Source organism: Albimonas marina (assembly GCF_029223255.1).
In the GTDB taxonomy this organism is placed as follows: Bacteria; Pseudomonadota; Alphaproteobacteria; order Rhodobacterales; family Rhodobacteraceae; genus Albimonas.
In genome coordinates this window covers 521044-535939 of sequence record NZ_JARHUC010000004.1, presented here as the reverse complement: position 1 = coordinate 535939, position 14896 = coordinate 521044, and the positions used below count along the sequence as shown (strand labels likewise).

General features: G+C 72.1%; 12 protein-coding genes. 10 read left to right on the top strand and 2 right to left on the bottom strand.

From position 1 onward, the window contains the following. The first annotated feature begins 26 nt into the window (after nucleotides 1-26). Nucleotides 27-926: an alpha/beta fold hydrolase gene (locus P2H44_RS13950; protein WP_275764345.1), complete on the top strand. Its 900-nt coding sequence runs from the start codon at nucleotides 27-29 to the stop codon at nucleotides 924-926. A 136-nt stretch (nucleotides 927-1062) separates the two neighbouring features. On the opposite strand, the gene P2H44_RS13945 is transcribed toward P2H44_RS13950, so the two are convergent. Together P2H44_RS13945 and P2H44_RS13940 are read right to left on the bottom strand one after the other, a co-directional pair. Next, nucleotides 1063-1551: a MaoC family dehydratase gene (locus P2H44_RS13945; protein WP_275764344.1), complete on the bottom strand. Its 489-nt coding sequence runs from the start codon at nucleotides 1549-1551 to the stop codon at nucleotides 1063-1065. A gap of 145 nt (nucleotides 1552-1696) precedes the next feature. After that, a complete protein-coding gene (locus tag P2H44_RS13940; RefSeq protein WP_275764342.1) occupies nucleotides 1697-2818 on the bottom strand; it encodes a CaiB/BaiF CoA transferase family protein in 1122 nt (373 codons plus the stop codon). A 207-nt stretch (nucleotides 2819-3025) separates the two neighbouring features. Between P2H44_RS13940 and P2H44_RS13935 the strand changes: the two genes are divergently transcribed. The 9 genes from P2H44_RS13935 (at nucleotide 3026) to P2H44_RS13895 (ending at nucleotide 14870) form a co-directional block, all read left to right on the top strand. Further along, nucleotides 3026-5491, top strand: a complete 2466-nt coding sequence (locus tag P2H44_RS13935; protein ID WP_275764341.1) for a thiamine pyrophosphate-dependent enzyme — start codon at nucleotides 3026-3028, stop codon at nucleotides 5489-5491. Then, complete coding sequence (locus P2H44_RS13930; protein WP_275764340.1) at nucleotides 5488-6141, top strand: RraA family protein; 654 nt, start codon at nucleotides 5488-5490, stop codon at nucleotides 6139-6141. The genes P2H44_RS13935 and P2H44_RS13930 overlap by 4 nt, the downstream gene beginning before the upstream one ends. Before the next feature lie 9 nt (nucleotides 6142-6150). Continuing rightward, entirely contained in the window at nucleotides 6151-7596 is a 1446-nt protein-coding gene (locus P2H44_RS13925) for an FAD-binding oxidoreductase (protein ID WP_275764338.1), read from the top strand. A 179-nt stretch (nucleotides 7597-7775) separates the two neighbouring features. Beyond that, nucleotides 7776-8828, top strand: coding sequence for a TRAP transporter substrate-binding protein DctP (gene dctP / locus P2H44_RS13920; protein ID WP_275764337.1), 1053 nt, complete (start codon nucleotides 7776-7778; stop codon nucleotides 8826-8828). Between the two features lie 249 nt (nucleotides 8829-9077). Continuing rightward, the gene (locus tag P2H44_RS13915; protein ID WP_275764336.1) at nucleotides 9078-9764 is read left to right on the top strand and encodes a TRAP transporter small permease; all 687 of its coding nucleotides are present in this window, start codon (nucleotides 9078-9080) and stop codon (nucleotides 9762-9764) included. Between the two features lie 53 nt (nucleotides 9765-9817). Next, the gene (locus P2H44_RS13910) at nucleotides 9818-11170 is read left to right on the top strand and encodes a TRAP transporter large permease (protein WP_275764596.1); all 1353 of its coding nucleotides are present in this window, start codon (nucleotides 9818-9820) and stop codon (nucleotides 11168-11170) included. A 107-nt stretch (nucleotides 11171-11277) separates the two neighbouring features. Continuing rightward, the gene (locus P2H44_RS13905; RefSeq protein ID WP_275764335.1) at nucleotides 11278-12501 is read left to right on the top strand and encodes an MFS transporter; all 1224 of its coding nucleotides are present in this window, start codon (nucleotides 11278-11280) and stop codon (nucleotides 12499-12501) included. Between the two features lie 261 nt (nucleotides 12502-12762). Further along, nucleotides 12763-14094 carry a 3-hydroxyacyl-CoA dehydrogenase gene (locus P2H44_RS13900; RefSeq protein WP_275764334.1) on the top strand — a complete coding sequence of 444 codons (1332 nt, stop codon included), beginning with the start codon at nucleotides 12763-12765 and terminating at the stop codon, nucleotides 14092-14094. Continuing rightward, nucleotides 14094-14870 carry an enoyl-CoA hydratase-related protein gene (locus P2H44_RS13895; protein ID WP_275764332.1) on the top strand — a complete coding sequence of 259 codons (777 nt, stop codon included), beginning with the start codon at nucleotides 14094-14096 and terminating at the stop codon, nucleotides 14868-14870. The genes P2H44_RS13900 and P2H44_RS13895 overlap by 1 nt, the downstream gene beginning before the upstream one ends. Nucleotides 14871-14896: the final 26 nt, after the last annotated feature.

Below are 14896 nucleotides of genomic sequence, written 5' to 3'. Positions count from 1 at the left end.
CCGCGACGCAGGCAAGGAGACCCCGAATGCCCCTCGCGACCGCCAACGGCGTCCGCCTCCACTACGCGCTCTCGGGCCCCGAGACCGGCGAACCGCTGCTTCTGATCTGCGGCCTGGGCATGCAGGCGATCCGCTGGCCGGAGGGGTTCCTCGACGCGCTCGCCGCCCGCGGCTTCCGCACCATCGCGATGGACAACCGCGACGTCGGCCTGTCGCAGGGCTTCGACGAGGCCGGCGTGCCCGACCTCCAGGCCATGGCGGCCGAGCGCAACGCCGGCCGCTGGCCGCAGGCGCCCTACGACCTCTCGGACATGGCCGCCGACTGCGCCGGGCTGCTGGACGCGCTGGGGATCGAGGCGGCGCATGTCATGGGCATGTCGATGGGCGGCATGATCGCCCAGCTGGTCGCCTGCGATCACCGGGCGAAGGCGCTGTCGCTGACCTCGATCATGTCGACCACTTCCGAACCCGGCCTGCCCCCCGGCACGCCCGCGGCGATGGAGGCGCTGTCGACGCCCCGCCCCCATCCCGACGACGACCTCGAGACCTTCCTGGCGCTGTCGGCGAAGGTCTCGCGCGCCATCGGCTCGCCCGCCTTCCCCGCGCCGGAAGCCGAGATCCACGCCCGCGCCCTGGCCGACGCCCGCCGCGCCTGGCGCCCGCAGGGCTTCGCGCGCCAGTACGCCGCGATCATGGCCTCGCCCGGCCGGGCGGCGAAGCTGGCCGCGCTCGACCTGCCGGCGACGGTGATCCACGGCGTGCAGGATCCGCTGGTCCCGTTCGAGGGCGGCAAGGCCACCGCCGAGGCGATCCCCGGCTGCGAGCTGGTCGCCATCGAGGGCATGGGCCACGACCTGCCGACCGAGCTGCACGAGCGCATCGCCGACGCCATCGCCGCCGTCGCCGCCCGGGCCAGGACGGCCTGACGCCGGCCGCCCGCGCCGTCGGCCATGTCCCGGCCGCATCCCGTCCGGATCGCGTCGACCTCGCCCGCCGCGGGCGAGGCGACGCGGCTCCGGCCGCCGGCGGGGGCGGGGGCGGGCCGGCGGCGGTCGGCCGCGATCAGGCGGGACGCTTCTTGAGCAGGTACTTGTGGAACCCCTCCAGCACCTTGGTCCCGTCCTGGTTCCACACCGTCGCCTCGCAGGTCATCACCCCCGTGGTGCGGCCGGGCTTCAGCTCCGAGATCTTCAGCTGCGGATAGAGCGTGTCGCCCGCGTAGACCGCGCCCAGGAACTTCGAGCCCTGCTCGAGGAACGCCACCAGCGCGTCGCCCATCACGTGGGGCAGCTGGCCCGCGCCCGCGCAGGTCTGGATCACCACCTGGTAGCCATGGGCCAGCAGCTCGCGGTGACCGTGCGCCGCGCACCAGTGCCGGTCGTAGTGGATCGGGTGGTTGTCGCCCGAGGCGAGCTGGAAGGCCGAGAACAGCGCGTCGGTCATGGTGCGCGAGGGGATGTAGAAGACCTCCCCCACCTCGTAGTCCTCGAACCAGCGGGTCTCGCAGAGGCGAAGGGACATCGGGTCGATGCGGTCGGGGGTGTCGGCCATCGGAGGCTCCTTGGGACAGGGCGGGCGCGCAGAGCGCGGCGGGCGCCGCGAGGCCCCGGGTCGAGCCCGGGGCGCCAGACCCGGGGGCCGCGCGGTCGCCGGACAGGGGGAAGGACGGCCCGCCGCTCGGGCGGGCCGCGGACGCTCAGTCGAGCACCAGTCCGAATTCCTCGGCCAGCGCCGCGGTCTGCTGGCCGGCCTCGGGCGAGGGCGCGTCGAACGGCTGGCGGGAGGGGGTGCGGGGCACCGGCAGGCTCGCCGCGCCCAGGTCCATCACCGGCGAGGCGCGCATCGCCACCACCTGCGGGTCGCTCAGCCAGTCGCCGTAGTCGTTGACCGGCCGGGCGAGGATGCCCTGCGCGGTCAGCCGCTCGCTCCAGACGTCGGCGGTGTCGGTGGCGAAGATCGCCTCCATCGCCGCGCGCATCTCGTCGTAGTTCGCGTTGCGCGCGGCGAAGCTGTTGAAGCAGGGATCGTCGATCCACGCCTCGCGGTCCAGCGCCCGGCAGATGCCGGCCCACTCGATCTCGCGCACCAGGGTCAGCGCCAGGTGGCGGTCGGAGGCCATGTAGATCCCCGCCGGCGGGTTGATCGACAGGACCCGCCCGCCGGTGATCTCCCACTCCAGCACCTTGGGCGCCATCAGGGCCGCGGCCGACTGCACCAGCGACACGTCGAGCCGGCGCGCCTCGCGCTTGCCCTCGGTGGGGAACAGGGCGGCGAGCGCGGCCTGCGCGGCGTAGAGGCCGGTCACCGCGTCCACCAGCGGCTGGCCGAAGCGCACCGGCTGGCCGCGGTCGTCGCGGGTGATCGACATCATGCCCGTGTAGGCCTGAGCGTAGGTGTCCACCATCGGCTCGGGCGCGCGCGGCCCCTCCAGCCCGAAGCCGGAGATGGTCAGGTAGACGATGCCGGGGTTCAGCGCCTTCACCGCCTCGAACCCCAGGCCCATCTTCTCGGTCACGCCGGGGCGCCCGCTCTCGATCAGCAGGTCGGCCTGGGCGGCCAGCTTCAGCGCCGCGTCGAGTCCGGCGCGGGACTTCAGGTCGAGCGTCAGGCTCTCCTTCCCGCGGTTGTAGTAGAGCGAGAAGGCCGTCGCCCCGGGCGCTGCGGCCGCGCCCAGGTTGCGGATCCAGTCGCCCGCGGGGGGCTCGACCTTGATCACCCGGGCGCCGAGCTCGGCCATGGTCATGCCGCAGGACGGGCCCGCGATGCCCTGGCTCAGGTCCAGCACCAGGCGGCCCTTGAGGGGGAGCGCATCGCTCATCGCCCGAGCCCTCCGAGCACGGCGGCCTTCAGCGCGCGCAGGATCTGGCCCAGCGCGACGGCCAGGGCGTTCCCGCCAGCCGGCAGACGCATGTCTTTCCTCCCAACCGGATTTCGGTTCTCGTGGTTTGACCCGGGATCGGCCGCGTGGTTGTCTTTCGGCCGACAGGTAAGGCCAGCATAAGGCCGCGACTGCGGGAGGCAAGAGATGCGAGACGAGGTCGACCCCGCGGCGGGTCGCGAGGCAGGCGCCCCCGCGGCGGGACGCGACGCCGACGACTGGGCGCGGGACCCCGCCGCCCAGCGCCTGTGCGAGGCTTGGCGCCGCCACGGCTGGCGCGCCGCGCGGCTCGATCCGCTGGGCCTGGCCGCGCCCGAGGCGCCGCCCGCGCTCGACCTTCCCGGCCCCGAGCCGCTGCGCGCCGCCCTGCGCGCCATCTACGGCGGCGGCCTGGGGTGGGAGATCGGCCACGTCCAGGACCCCGCCCGCTTCGACTGGCTGGCCGCCGAGGCCGAGATCGCCGAGCCCCCCTCCGACGCCGACCGCGCCCGGGCGCTGGCCCTGATCGCCTCGGCCGAGCTGCTGGAGGGCGACGTCAAGCGCCGCCTGCCCACCACCAAGACGTTCGGAATGTCCGGCGCAGAGGGCTTCGCGCTGCTGATGGACGAGGCGATCCGCGCCTCGGGCGCCCGCCGGGTCGTGGCGGGGGGCATGCACCGCGGCCGCATCACCCAGATGGCGCTGGTCCTCGGCAAACCCCTGACCCGCGTCGCGGCGGAGCTGCGCGGGGCGCCGGACCTGCCGGCGTCGCTCGGCGCGGCCTCGGACGTGCCCTATCACCTCGGCTTCGACGGGGTGCGCGAGGACGGGGTCGAGGTCTGGACGGCGCCGCATCCCTCGCACCTCTCCATCGTCGGCCCGGTCGCGCTGGGCCGCGCCCGGGCCGAGGGGGCGGGGCGCGATCCGGCCGTCCTGCCGATGGTCCTGCACACCGACGCCGCGCTCGCCGGCCAGGGCGTGAACATGGAGATGCTCCAGCTCGCCCGCCTGCCCGGCTACTCGGTCGGGGGCACGCTGCACCTGCTGCTCGACAACCAGGTGGGCTTCACCACCGACGGGCCCGAGGCGCGCTCCGCCCGCACCGCCGCCGACGTCGCCAAGATCACCGAGACGCCGATCCTGCACGTGAACGGCGACGACCCCGACGCGATCCTGCTCGCCGCCCGCGCCGCCGCCCGCTGGCGCGCCCGCTGGGGCGAGGACATCCTCGTGCGCCTGATCGCCTACCGCCGCCGCGGCCATAACGAGATGGACGAGGCGCGCTTCACCCAGCCGCGCATGTACGCCGCCATCGACGCCCTGCCCCCGCTTTCGGAGCGCTTCGCTGCCGCCGCCGGCCTGCCCGCCCCGGACCTTTCGGCCCTGCGCGCCGAGCTCGACGCCGCCTTCGCCGCGCCCCCGGCCACCCCCAACGCCCCCGAGGCGCCGGGCCTGGCCGCAGGCGCCGAGGCGCCGATGCTCGCCCACCACGACACCGGCGTGGCCCTCGACGAGCTTCAGCGCCTCGCCCGCGCCCTCGCCCAGCCGCCCGCGGGCATGACCCTGCACCCCAAGATCCAGCAGTTCCTGACCAGGCGCCGCAAGATGGCCCGCGGCGAGGCGCCCGTGGACTGGGCCTTCGCCGAGGCGCTGGCCTTCGCCTCGCTGCTGGCCGAGGGGCGCCCCCTGCGCTTCTCCGGCCAGGACGCCGTCCGCGGCGCCTTCGCCCAGCGCCACCTGCGCCTGCACGACCAACAGACGGGCGAAGTCCACCACAGCCTCGCGCAATTCGGCGAGGCGGAGGTCTTCAACTCCCCCCTCATCGAGAACGCCGCGCTGGGCTTCGAGTACGGCTACGCCACCGCCGCGCCGGGCCTCGACGTGTGGGAGGCGCAGTTCGGCGACTTCCTCAACGTCTTCCAGCCGATGTTCGACCAGTACCTGACCGGGGGCGAGGACCGCTGGCTGCTGACCTCGCGCCTGACCATGCTGCTGCCGCATGGCTGGGACGGCGGCGGACCCGACCACTCGACCGGCCATGTCGAGCGGGTGCTGGCGCGCTGCGCCAAGGCCAACCTGATCGCCGCCAACCCCTCGACCCCGGCGCAATACTTCCACCTGCTCCGCCGCCAGATGGCGCTGCCCAGCCCCAAGCCGCTGGCGGTGTTCACCCCCAAGCTGCTGCTGCGCCTCGCCGCCTGCACGTCGGCGCCCGAGGAATTCGCCCCCGGAACCGGTTTCGCGCCGGTGCTGGCCGAGGACGTCTCGGGCGCCCAGCGCATCCTCCTGTGCTCCGGCAAGGTCTACTGGCTGCTGGCCAAGGCCCGCGCCGACCGGGGCCTCGAGGGCCGCGTGGCGCTGGTCCGGCTGGAACAGCTCCACCCCTTCCCGGCCGAGGCGCTGGCCGCCGCCCTCGCCGGCGCGCCCGGCGAGCTGGTCTTCGTGCAGGAGGAGCCCGAGAACCTCGGCCCCTTCCCCTGGCTCGACCGCCGGATCGAGCGGGCGCTGGGCCGCCCCGCGCGCCTCGTCTCCCGCCCCGAGGCCGCCTCCCCCGCCGTCGGCTGGCACGCCTGGCATGACGCCGAGGAGAAGACCCTGATCGACGCCGCCCTGGACCTGGAGGCCTCCGCATGACCCGCGTTCCCGACGAGGTGCTGGACAGCCTCCGCACCCTCGCCACCCCCACGCTCGCCAACGCCATCGACGAGACCGGCGCCGGCGGCGTGATGCTGGGCCTGCACGCCGCCGGCCCCGGCCTGCGCTGCGTCGGCCGCGCGGTCACCGCGCGCGAGGTCACCGGGCCCAAAGGCTCCTTCCCCACCTCCGACTTCAAGGTCGGGCACATGATCGACGCCGCCGGCCCCGGCGACGTGATCGTGGTGGCGAACGGGGGCGCGCCCGTCTCCACCTGGGGCGGCATGGCCTCCTACGCCGCCAAGCTGAAGGGGATCGAGGGCCTGATCGTCGACGGCGGCGTGCGCGACCGCGAGGAGATCCTCGAGTTCGGCTTCCCCGTCTTCTCCGCCCACATGGTCCCCACGCCAGGCAAGACCCGCATCCGGGTCGAGGCGATCAACGAGCCGATCGTCGCCGCCGGCATCCCCGTCTCCCCCGGCGACGTGATCGTCGCCGACGGGACCGGGGTGGTGGTCCTGCCCGCCGACCGCGCCGAAGAGATCGCCGAGCTCGCCCTCGGCTACGCCCGCGACGACGCCCGCGCGATGGAGGAGATGCGCAACGGCCTCTCCTTCCGCGACGCGCTGCAGAAATTCGCCAAGATCTGAAAGACCAAGATGGACGACCGTCTCTATCCCCTGCCCGGCGCCGCCCCCGTCCCGCCCGAGGTGATCGCCCGCCTGAAGGCCGCCGTCGGCCCGAAGGGCTTCACCGAGGACCCCTCCGCCCTCGACGGCCACGTCACCGCCTGGCGCGACGGCTGGAAGGGCGAGGTCCCGCTGGTGATGCGCCCCGAGTCCACCGCCGAAGTCGCGGCCATCGTGAAGATCTGCGCCGAGACCGGAACCCCCATCGTCCCCCAGTCCGGCAACACCGGCCTGACCGGCGGCGGGCAGCCGCACATGGGCCGCTCGGAGATCATCCTCTCCCTCGCCCGGATGAACCGCATCCGGGAGGTCGACCCGCTGAACGACTCGATGACGGTCGAGGCCGGCGTGGTCCTGCAGACGGTGCAGGAGGAGGCCGCGAGGCACGACCGCCTGTTCCCCCTGTCGCTGGCCGCCGAGGGGACCTGCCAGATCGGCGGGAACCTCTCGACCAACGCCGGCGGCGTGCAGGTCCTGCGCTACGGCAACGCCCGCGCGCTGGTGCTGGGGCTGGAGGTGGTGACCGCGCAGGGCGAGATCTGGGACGGCCTGCGGGCGCTGCGCAAGGACAACGCCGGCTACGACATGAAGCAGGTGTTCCTCGGCTCGGAGGGCACGCTGGGGATCATCACCGCCGCCACGCTGAAGCTGTTCCCGATGCCCAAGGACAGCGCCGTGGCGCTGGTCGCCGTCCCCTCCGCCAAGGCCGGGATCGAGCTTCTGGCCCTGATGAAGTCGGCGATGGGCGAGACCGTCACCGCCTTCGAGCTGATGCACGAGATCTGCTTCACGCTCGCCGCCCAGACCATGGGCCACGAGGATCCGATGCCCGGCTCCGAATGGCGCGTCCTGCTGCAGGTCGACGGCCCCGGCCCGCAGGGCAAGATGGCGGAGGCGCTGGAGGCCGCGCTGGGCGAGGCGCTGGAACAGGGCATCGCCACCGACGCGATCCTCCCTTCCTCGGTCGAACAGGCGCAGAAGCTCTGGCGCATCCGCGAGGACCAGGCGGAGGTGCAGCAGCGCGCCGGCGCCGGGATCAAGCACGACATCTCGGTCCCCGTCTCCCGCATCCCCGAGTTCGTCGAGAAGGCCGACGCGGCGCTGGAAGCCGTCTACCCCGGCTTCCGCCCCTGCACCTTCGGCCATGCCGGCGACGGCAACCTGCACTACAACCCGATCCGCCCCGAGGACTGGACCGACGCCGACTGGAAGGCCGAGACCCACGCCATCAACCGCATCGTCCACGACCTGGTGGCCGAGATGAACGGCTCGATCACCGCCGAGCATGGCGTCGGCCGGTTGAGGATGCACGAGATGGCTCGCCTGAAGGACCCGGTCGAGATGGCGCTGATGCGCCGGCTGAAGGCCGCGATGGACCCCGACGGCCTCCTCAACCCCGGCAAACTGCTGCCTTGAGACAAGGACTTGGCCCGAATCCGGCGCCCCGCGGCGGGTTCGGGCTGAATGGCGGCTGACGACGGTTGACTTGGCCCCGCCGGCCTGTCTCTCCTGACGTTCGGACAGGGCGGCGTCGCCGCCCGCCATGCCATCCAAGGCGCCGAAAAGAGCGCCCCGGACCGACACAGGGAGGTGTCATGACCCACCGCCGCAACCTGCGGAAGGGCGCGAAAGCCGTCCTCGCCGCCGCCGTTCTCGGCCTCGTCGCGCCTTCGGCCGCCTCGGCCGCCAACGTCGACGGCCCCAGCGTGTTCTGGAAGTTCTCGATGTGGGGCAACCCCCGCGCCTTCTCGGCGGGCGTCGAGCACATGGCCAAGCGTCTCGAGGAGGAGACCGGCGGCCAGTTCAAGATGCGCATCTTCTACGGCGAGCAGATCTCCAAGGCGAAGGAGAACCTCGACGGGCTGAAGGCCGGCGCGTTCGAGGCCGCCGCCTACTGCAACTTCTACCACCCCGGCAAGAACCCGGCGAACATGGTCATGACCATGCCGTTCCTGCCGATCCCCGACTTCGACACCGCCTGGAAGGTCCGCATGGGCCTTTACGAGCATCCGATCCTGGTCGACGAGATGTCGGCGTGGAACGCGATGTACTACGTGACCACCAACCTGCCGCAGTACGAGTTCATGGGCGCCGGCGATCCGCCGCTGAAGCCCGAGGACTTCGCGGGCCTGCGCGTGCGGGCCGGCGGCGGCGTGGGCGAGGCGATGGAGAAGCTGGGCGCGATCCGTCAGTCGATGCCCGCGACCGAGGTCTACACCGCCCTGCAGCGCGGCACGATCGACGCCGAGAGCCTGCCCTACACCTACGCCCACGCCTCCTACAAGATCCAGGAAGTGGCCGACTGGTTCACCTCGAACATGAGCCCCGGCACCTCGGACTGCCCGGTGGTGATCTCGAAGACGGCCTACGAGGCGCTCCCCGACCAGTACAAGCAGCTGCTCGAGGACCTGAAGCCCGAGATCAAGGACGTCTACAAGGCGGCCTACGAGGAGGCGGACGCCAAGAACCTGCCCCTGTTCCGCGAGACGCTGACCGAGGTGACCTACACCGAGGAGCAGCTCGACGCCTTCCGCAAGGTCGCCGGCAAGCCGGTGTGGGACGAGTGGGTCGCCGCGAACCAGGACAAGTTCGACGCGCAGGCCGTTCTCGACCTGGTGATGTCGCTCGCCAAGGGCGAGGGGAGCTGACGACCTGAGCGCCGGGGCCGGCGCGGGGACCGGGCGGGGCGCGCCGCGCCCCCGCCCCTCCCGCGCCGGCCCCGGCGCGCCGCTTTCCGCAATCTCCGGCCGCCTCGCCGCCCCCGCGCCCCTTGCGGGCCCGGCCGCGGCGCCACCGGCCGGAGCGCAGAACTTCATTTTCCAGGAACGCCCCGCCCACCGGCCGCCCCGCGGCCCGGCGCCGGGGTCTTTCCTCGGCGCGGATGCGAAAGGAACCCCATGGCGGGCGTGGGCACGGTCGGGAGCCATCCCGGCGGAACGGACGGCGGAGGTCCGCTGGGCGCGATCTCGGGGCTGCTGGCGCGGCTCGAGGACGGGCTGAACATCTTCGCGGCGGTGACGATCTTCGTGCTGATGATCGGCACCACGATCTCCATCGCCAGCCGGATCGCGGGGTTCCCGATCACCGGCTACCTCGACATCTCCGAGCAGGCGATCGCGATCTTCGCCTTCCTGGGCGCCGCCTACGCGCAGCGCCTGGGCGCCCATATCCGCATGGAGCTGATCATCGGCGCCCTGCCCGGCCGCCTGCGCTGGCTGGTCGAGGCGCTGGCCACCTTCGCGGGCCTGTGCCTGGTGGTGGTGCTGATCCGCTATTCCTGGGAGTTCTTCCTCAACGCCTACGAAATCGGCGACTCCACCGTCGACATCGAGTTCCCGACCTGGCCCGCCAAGCTGCTGGTGCCGATCGCCTTCTCGATCTGGGCCCTGCGCCTGGCGATCGAGACGGTCGGCTACCTGCGCCTCGCGATCTGGCCCTCGCTCGAGCCCGTGGCGGTGCCCCTGCAGCTGACCCCCGCCCAGGAGGCCGAGCGCGAGATCCGCGAGGCCGGGATCGAGCGCGACGACGACGCCCTGGTGCATGAGCGCGAGCTCCATGCCCACGAGAGGGAGGGCCGCCGGTGAACTTCCAGGCGCTGATCGACGGCCAGCCGGAGGCGATCTTCGGCATCGGCTACATGAACCCAACCGAGGTCGGCGTGCTGTGCATGGCGCTGCTGCTGATCCTGGTGGTCCTGGGGGTGCGGGTGGTCTTCGCGGCCGGCATCGTGGGGCTGGTCGGCCTGGTCGAGCTGATCGGCTGGCACGGCGCTGCCTCGGCCGTGGGGCAGATCCCGTTCTCCAAGTCCGTCAGCTTCGTGCTGGGGCTGCTGCCGATGTTCATCCTCATCGGCTACCTGGCCTTCCACGCGGGCATGACGCGGCAGCTCTTCGCCGCCGCGCGGGCCTGGATCGGCTGGGTGCCGGGCGGCCTCGCGGTGGCGTCCGTGTTCGCGGCGGCGGGCTTCGCGGCGGTCTCGGGCGCCTCGGTCGCGACGGCGGCGGTGTTCTCCCGCGTGGCGATCCCCGAGATGCTGGCGGCGGGCTACAACAAGCGCCTCGCGGCCGGCGTGGTGGCGGCGGCGGGCACGCTCGCCTCTCTGATCCCGCCCTCGACCATCCTCGTGATCTACGCGGTCATCGTCGAGGAATCCGTGGGCGCGCTGCTGCTGGCGGGCTTCCTGCCGGGCATCTTCTCGGCCGTGGTCTACGCGGGCATCATCATCGTGTGGTCGATGATGAACCCCGACGCGGGCCCCGCGATCAAGGGCATCTCCTGGGGGGAGCGGTTCCGTTCCCTGCCCGGGCTGTTCCCGATCATCGCGGTGGTGGTGATCATCGTCTCGGCCGTCTACGGCGGCTGGGCGACGCCGACCGAGGCGGGCGCGCTGGGCGCCTTCGTGGTGCTGGTGGTGGCCTGGATCAACGGCATGCGCTGGGCCTCCCTGCGCGCGGCGCTGATGGAGACCTCGAAGCTCGTCGTGATGATCTTCTCGCTGATCTGGGGCGTGCTGATCTTCGGGCGGTTCCTGGGCTTCTCGGGCCTGCCCGAGGCCTTCGCGACCTGGATCCTGGGCTTCGACGCGGACCCCTACCTGATCCTCGGCGGCATCCTGATGGGCTATGTCGTGCTGGGCATGTTCATGGACGCGATCGGGCTGCTGCTGCTGACGCTGCCGGTGGTCTACCCGGCGGTGATCGCGCTGAACGGGGGCCCGGACGTCTCGGCCGCCGACAGCGCCTTCGGGATGACCGGGGCGCAGTGCTCGGTCTGGTTCGGCATCATCGTGGTGAAGATGGCCGAGGTCTGCCTTATCACGCCGCCCATCGGGCTGAACTGCTTCGTGGTCAACGGCGTGCGCCCCGACATCCCGCTGTCGGACGTGTTCAAGGGCATCTTCCTGTTCTTCATCGCCGACGCCCTGACCATCGTGCTGCTGATCGTGTTCCCGCAGATCATCACCTGGCTGCCGGACCTGATGTACGGCTGATGGAACGACCGCAGATGCAGGCCGGCCCCGCGGCGTCGCCGCGGGGCGCAGGGCCGGCCGGGTCTCCCCCGGCCGGCCCGTCCGTTCCCGAGTTCCAGGGGCGCGAGATGGCGGGCGCGGGCCTCGCCGTCGTCGCGTTGTGCTTCGCGATGAACATGATCGCCCGCGGCCTGGGCGAGAGCTTCGCGGTGTTCCTGCTGCCGGTGACCGAGGACCTGGGCTGGAGCCGGAGCGAATTCTCCTCGATCTACGCCGTCTACATGATCGCGCAGGGACTGGCGGCGCCGCTGGCGGGCGCGATGTTCGACCGCCACGGCGCCCGCGCGGTCTGGGTTCCGGGGCTGATGCTGTTCGGCGCGGGGCTGCTGATCGCCTCGATGATGACCGAGTGGTGGATGGCGGTGCTGGGCCCCGGCGTGATGGTCGGCTTCGGCGTCGCCGGCGCCGGCATGGCGGTGGGCGCGGGCCTGATCGCGCGCTGGTTCCGGGGCGAGCTGACCATGGCCATGGCCGGCGCCTACGCGGGCCTCTCGGTGGGCATGATCACCGTCGCCCCCCTGGCCGCCGCGATCATCGAGGCCGAGGGCTGGCGCTTCGCCTACCGGCTGATGGGCGGCGCGCTGCTGGTCGCGGGCCCGGTCCTGCTGGTCGCCCTGCCCTGGCGGCGGCTGAGCGCTGGGCGCTGGCCCTCGGCCCCCCGCTCGCGCTCCCTGTTCCCGCCGAAGCGGATCCTGGTGGAGAAGGAGTTCCTGGGCCTCTTCGTGGCGCTGATGATGACCGCGGTCTGCACCTGGTCGGTGCTGCTGCAGCTCGTCGCCTACCTGACCGAGCTGGGATATTCGCCGCTCGCCGCCGCGACCGCCTACGGGGTGGTGGGGGGCCTCTCGATCGTCGGCATCCTCGCGACCGGCTGGCTGGCGGACCGCTTCGGGCGGCGGCCGGTGCTGACCGCCTCCTTCACGATGAGCGCGCTGGGCGTGGTGGTGCTGTGGCTCCTGCAGCTCGCGCCCGGTTTCGCGCTGCTGGCGGGGTTCGTGGCGATCTTCGGCTGCAACATGGGCTCCCGCGGACCGGTGGTGACGGCGCTGGTGGCGCGGCTCTACCCGCAGAACGTGGGCGCGGTGTTCGGGATGATCACCATCGGGCTCGGCATCGGCTCGGCCGTCGGGGGCTTCGCCTCGGGGCTGCTGCACGACCTGACGGGCGGCTACGGGGCCAGCTTCGTGCTGGCGATGGTCGCGGCCGGGCTGGGGCTCGCGCCCTTCTGGCTGGTCCGCTCCATCGCCACGGGGCGGCGGGACGACGAACCGTCTCGGGACGGCACGGCCTGAGCGCCACTTACCGGACGACAGGCTTGACCCGGCGACGCCCTCCGGCCTAGCGTCCTGACGCTCGTCAGTCGGTTCAACCGGGGACGCTCAGGATCCGCCGGAGCCGCGACGCGCCAAGGGGAGGAGAGACCGACCGCCATCCGCACCGGAGGGTCCGCGCCCGCGCGCGCCGCCTCGTCCTTCCCCGACCCGCTTTCCGCGTCCGCGCGGGGCCGACGCGACGTCGTCCGCCCGCCGGCGCATCCGATGGAGCCTTCGCCCATGACCGTCGCCGACCTGACCGCCGCCGATCCCAACAAGGAGGCGCTGAGCGCCTACATCGCCGAGGCCGGCCGCAAGACCTGGGTGATCGACGGCCTGCCCGCCGGCCTGCCCCTGCGCAAGGTCGAGAAGGTCGGCGTCATCGGCGCCGGCACCATGGGGGGCGGCATCTCGATGAACTTCGCCTCCGCCGGCATCCCGGTGACGATCCTCGAGACCCGGCAGGAGGCGCTGGACCGCGGCCTGGGCGTGGTGCGCACCAACTACCAGCGCAGCGCCGACCGCGGCCGCTTCCCGCAGGAGGAGGTGGCCGAGCGCATGGACCGCCTGACCGGCACGCTCGACATGGCCGACCTCGCCGACTGCGACCTGATCATCGAGGCGGTGTTCGAGGACCTGGAGCTGAAGAAGAAGATCTTCGCCAACCTCGACAAGGTGATGAAGCCCGGCGCGATCCTCGGCACCAACACGTCGGGCCTCGACATCGACGCCATCGCCGCCCAGACCTCGCGCCCCGCGGACGTGATCGGGCTGCACTTCTTCTCGCCCGCCAACGTGATGAAGCTGCTCGAGATCGTGCGCGCGGACCAGACCGCGGACGACGTGGTCGCCACCTGCATGGACATCTCCCAGAAGATCGGGAAGGTCGCCTCGCTGGTGGGCGTGTGCCCCGGCTTCGTGGGCAACCGCATCCTGCGCGCGCGCCAGGTGCAGGCCAACAAGCTGGTCTACCAGGGCGTGATGCCCTGGGACGTGGACGCCGCGCTGAACGCCTTCGGCTTCAAGATGGGGCCCTACCAGATGTCGGACCTCGCCGGCCTCGACATCGGCTGGTCCAAGGGCGCCAAGACCCAGAACCCGATCCGCGACGCGCTGTGCGAGATGGACCGCCGCGGCCAGAAGACCGGCGCGGGCTATTACGACTACGACGAGAACCGCAAGGGCTCGCCCTCCGAGGTCACCGCGAAGGTGATCCGCGAGGTGACGGGGGCCGAGCCCTCCTCGATGGGCCGGGACGAGATCATCGAGACCTGCATCTTCCCGATGATCAACGAGGGGGTGCGCATCCTCGAGGACTGCAAGGCGCAGCGGCCGTCGGACATCGACGTGATCTGGCTCAACGGCTACGGCTGGCCCTCGGACAAGGGCGGGCCGATGTGGTTCGGGGACATGGTCGGCCCCAGGGCCGTGCTGGCGCGGATGGAGAAGCTGGGCGCCGACGACCCCGCCTTCGCCCCCGCCGAGACCCTGAAGAAACTCGCCGCCGAGGGGGGCCGCTTCGTGGACCTCGACCTGGGCGGACTGAAGGTGGGTGAGGAGAAAGTCGCCTGATGACCTACGAATTCTGCAAGACCGAGCGCCAGGGGAACATCCTGCTGGTCACCCTGAACCGGCCCGAGGTCTACAACGCCATGCATGGCCCCATGCATGACGAGCTGGCGAAGGTGTGGGACGACTTCCAGGCCGACCCGGACCTGTGGGTCGCGGTGCTGACCGGCGCCGGGGACAAGGCGTTCTCGGCCGGCAACGACCTCAAGGCCACCGCCTCGGGCGCGCCGCTCAGCCAGAACCCCGCGGGCTTCGCCGGCCTCGCCACCCGTTACGACCGCACCAAGCCGATCGTGGCCGCCGTGAACGGCTTCGCCATGGGCGGCGGGTTCGAAACCGCGCTCGCCTGCGACGTGATCATCGCCGCCGACACCGCGACCTTCGCCCTGCCCGAGGTCAAGGTCGGCCTCTTCGCCGGCGCCGGCGGCGTGCAGCGCCTGTCGCGCCAGATCGGCCGCAAGCTCGCGGTCGAGATGATGCTGACCGGCCGCCATGTCTCGGCCGAGGAAGGCGCGCGCCTGGGCTTCGTCAACCAGGTGGTCCCCAAGGCCGAGCTGATGGACGCGGCGATGAAGAAGGCCAAGGAGATCGCCTCGGTCTCCCCCTCCTCGGTCCGCGCCACCATGGAGGTGCTGGTCGCCATGGACGAGATCGAGCGCTTCAAGGAGGCGATGGCCGCCTCGAAGCCGGTGATGAACGAGCTGAAGAACACCGAGGACTTCACCGAGGGCGTGAAGGCCTTCGTCGAGAAGCGCCCGCCCCAGTGGAAGAACCGCTGAGGGCCTGAGCCCGAACCGGAGGAGAC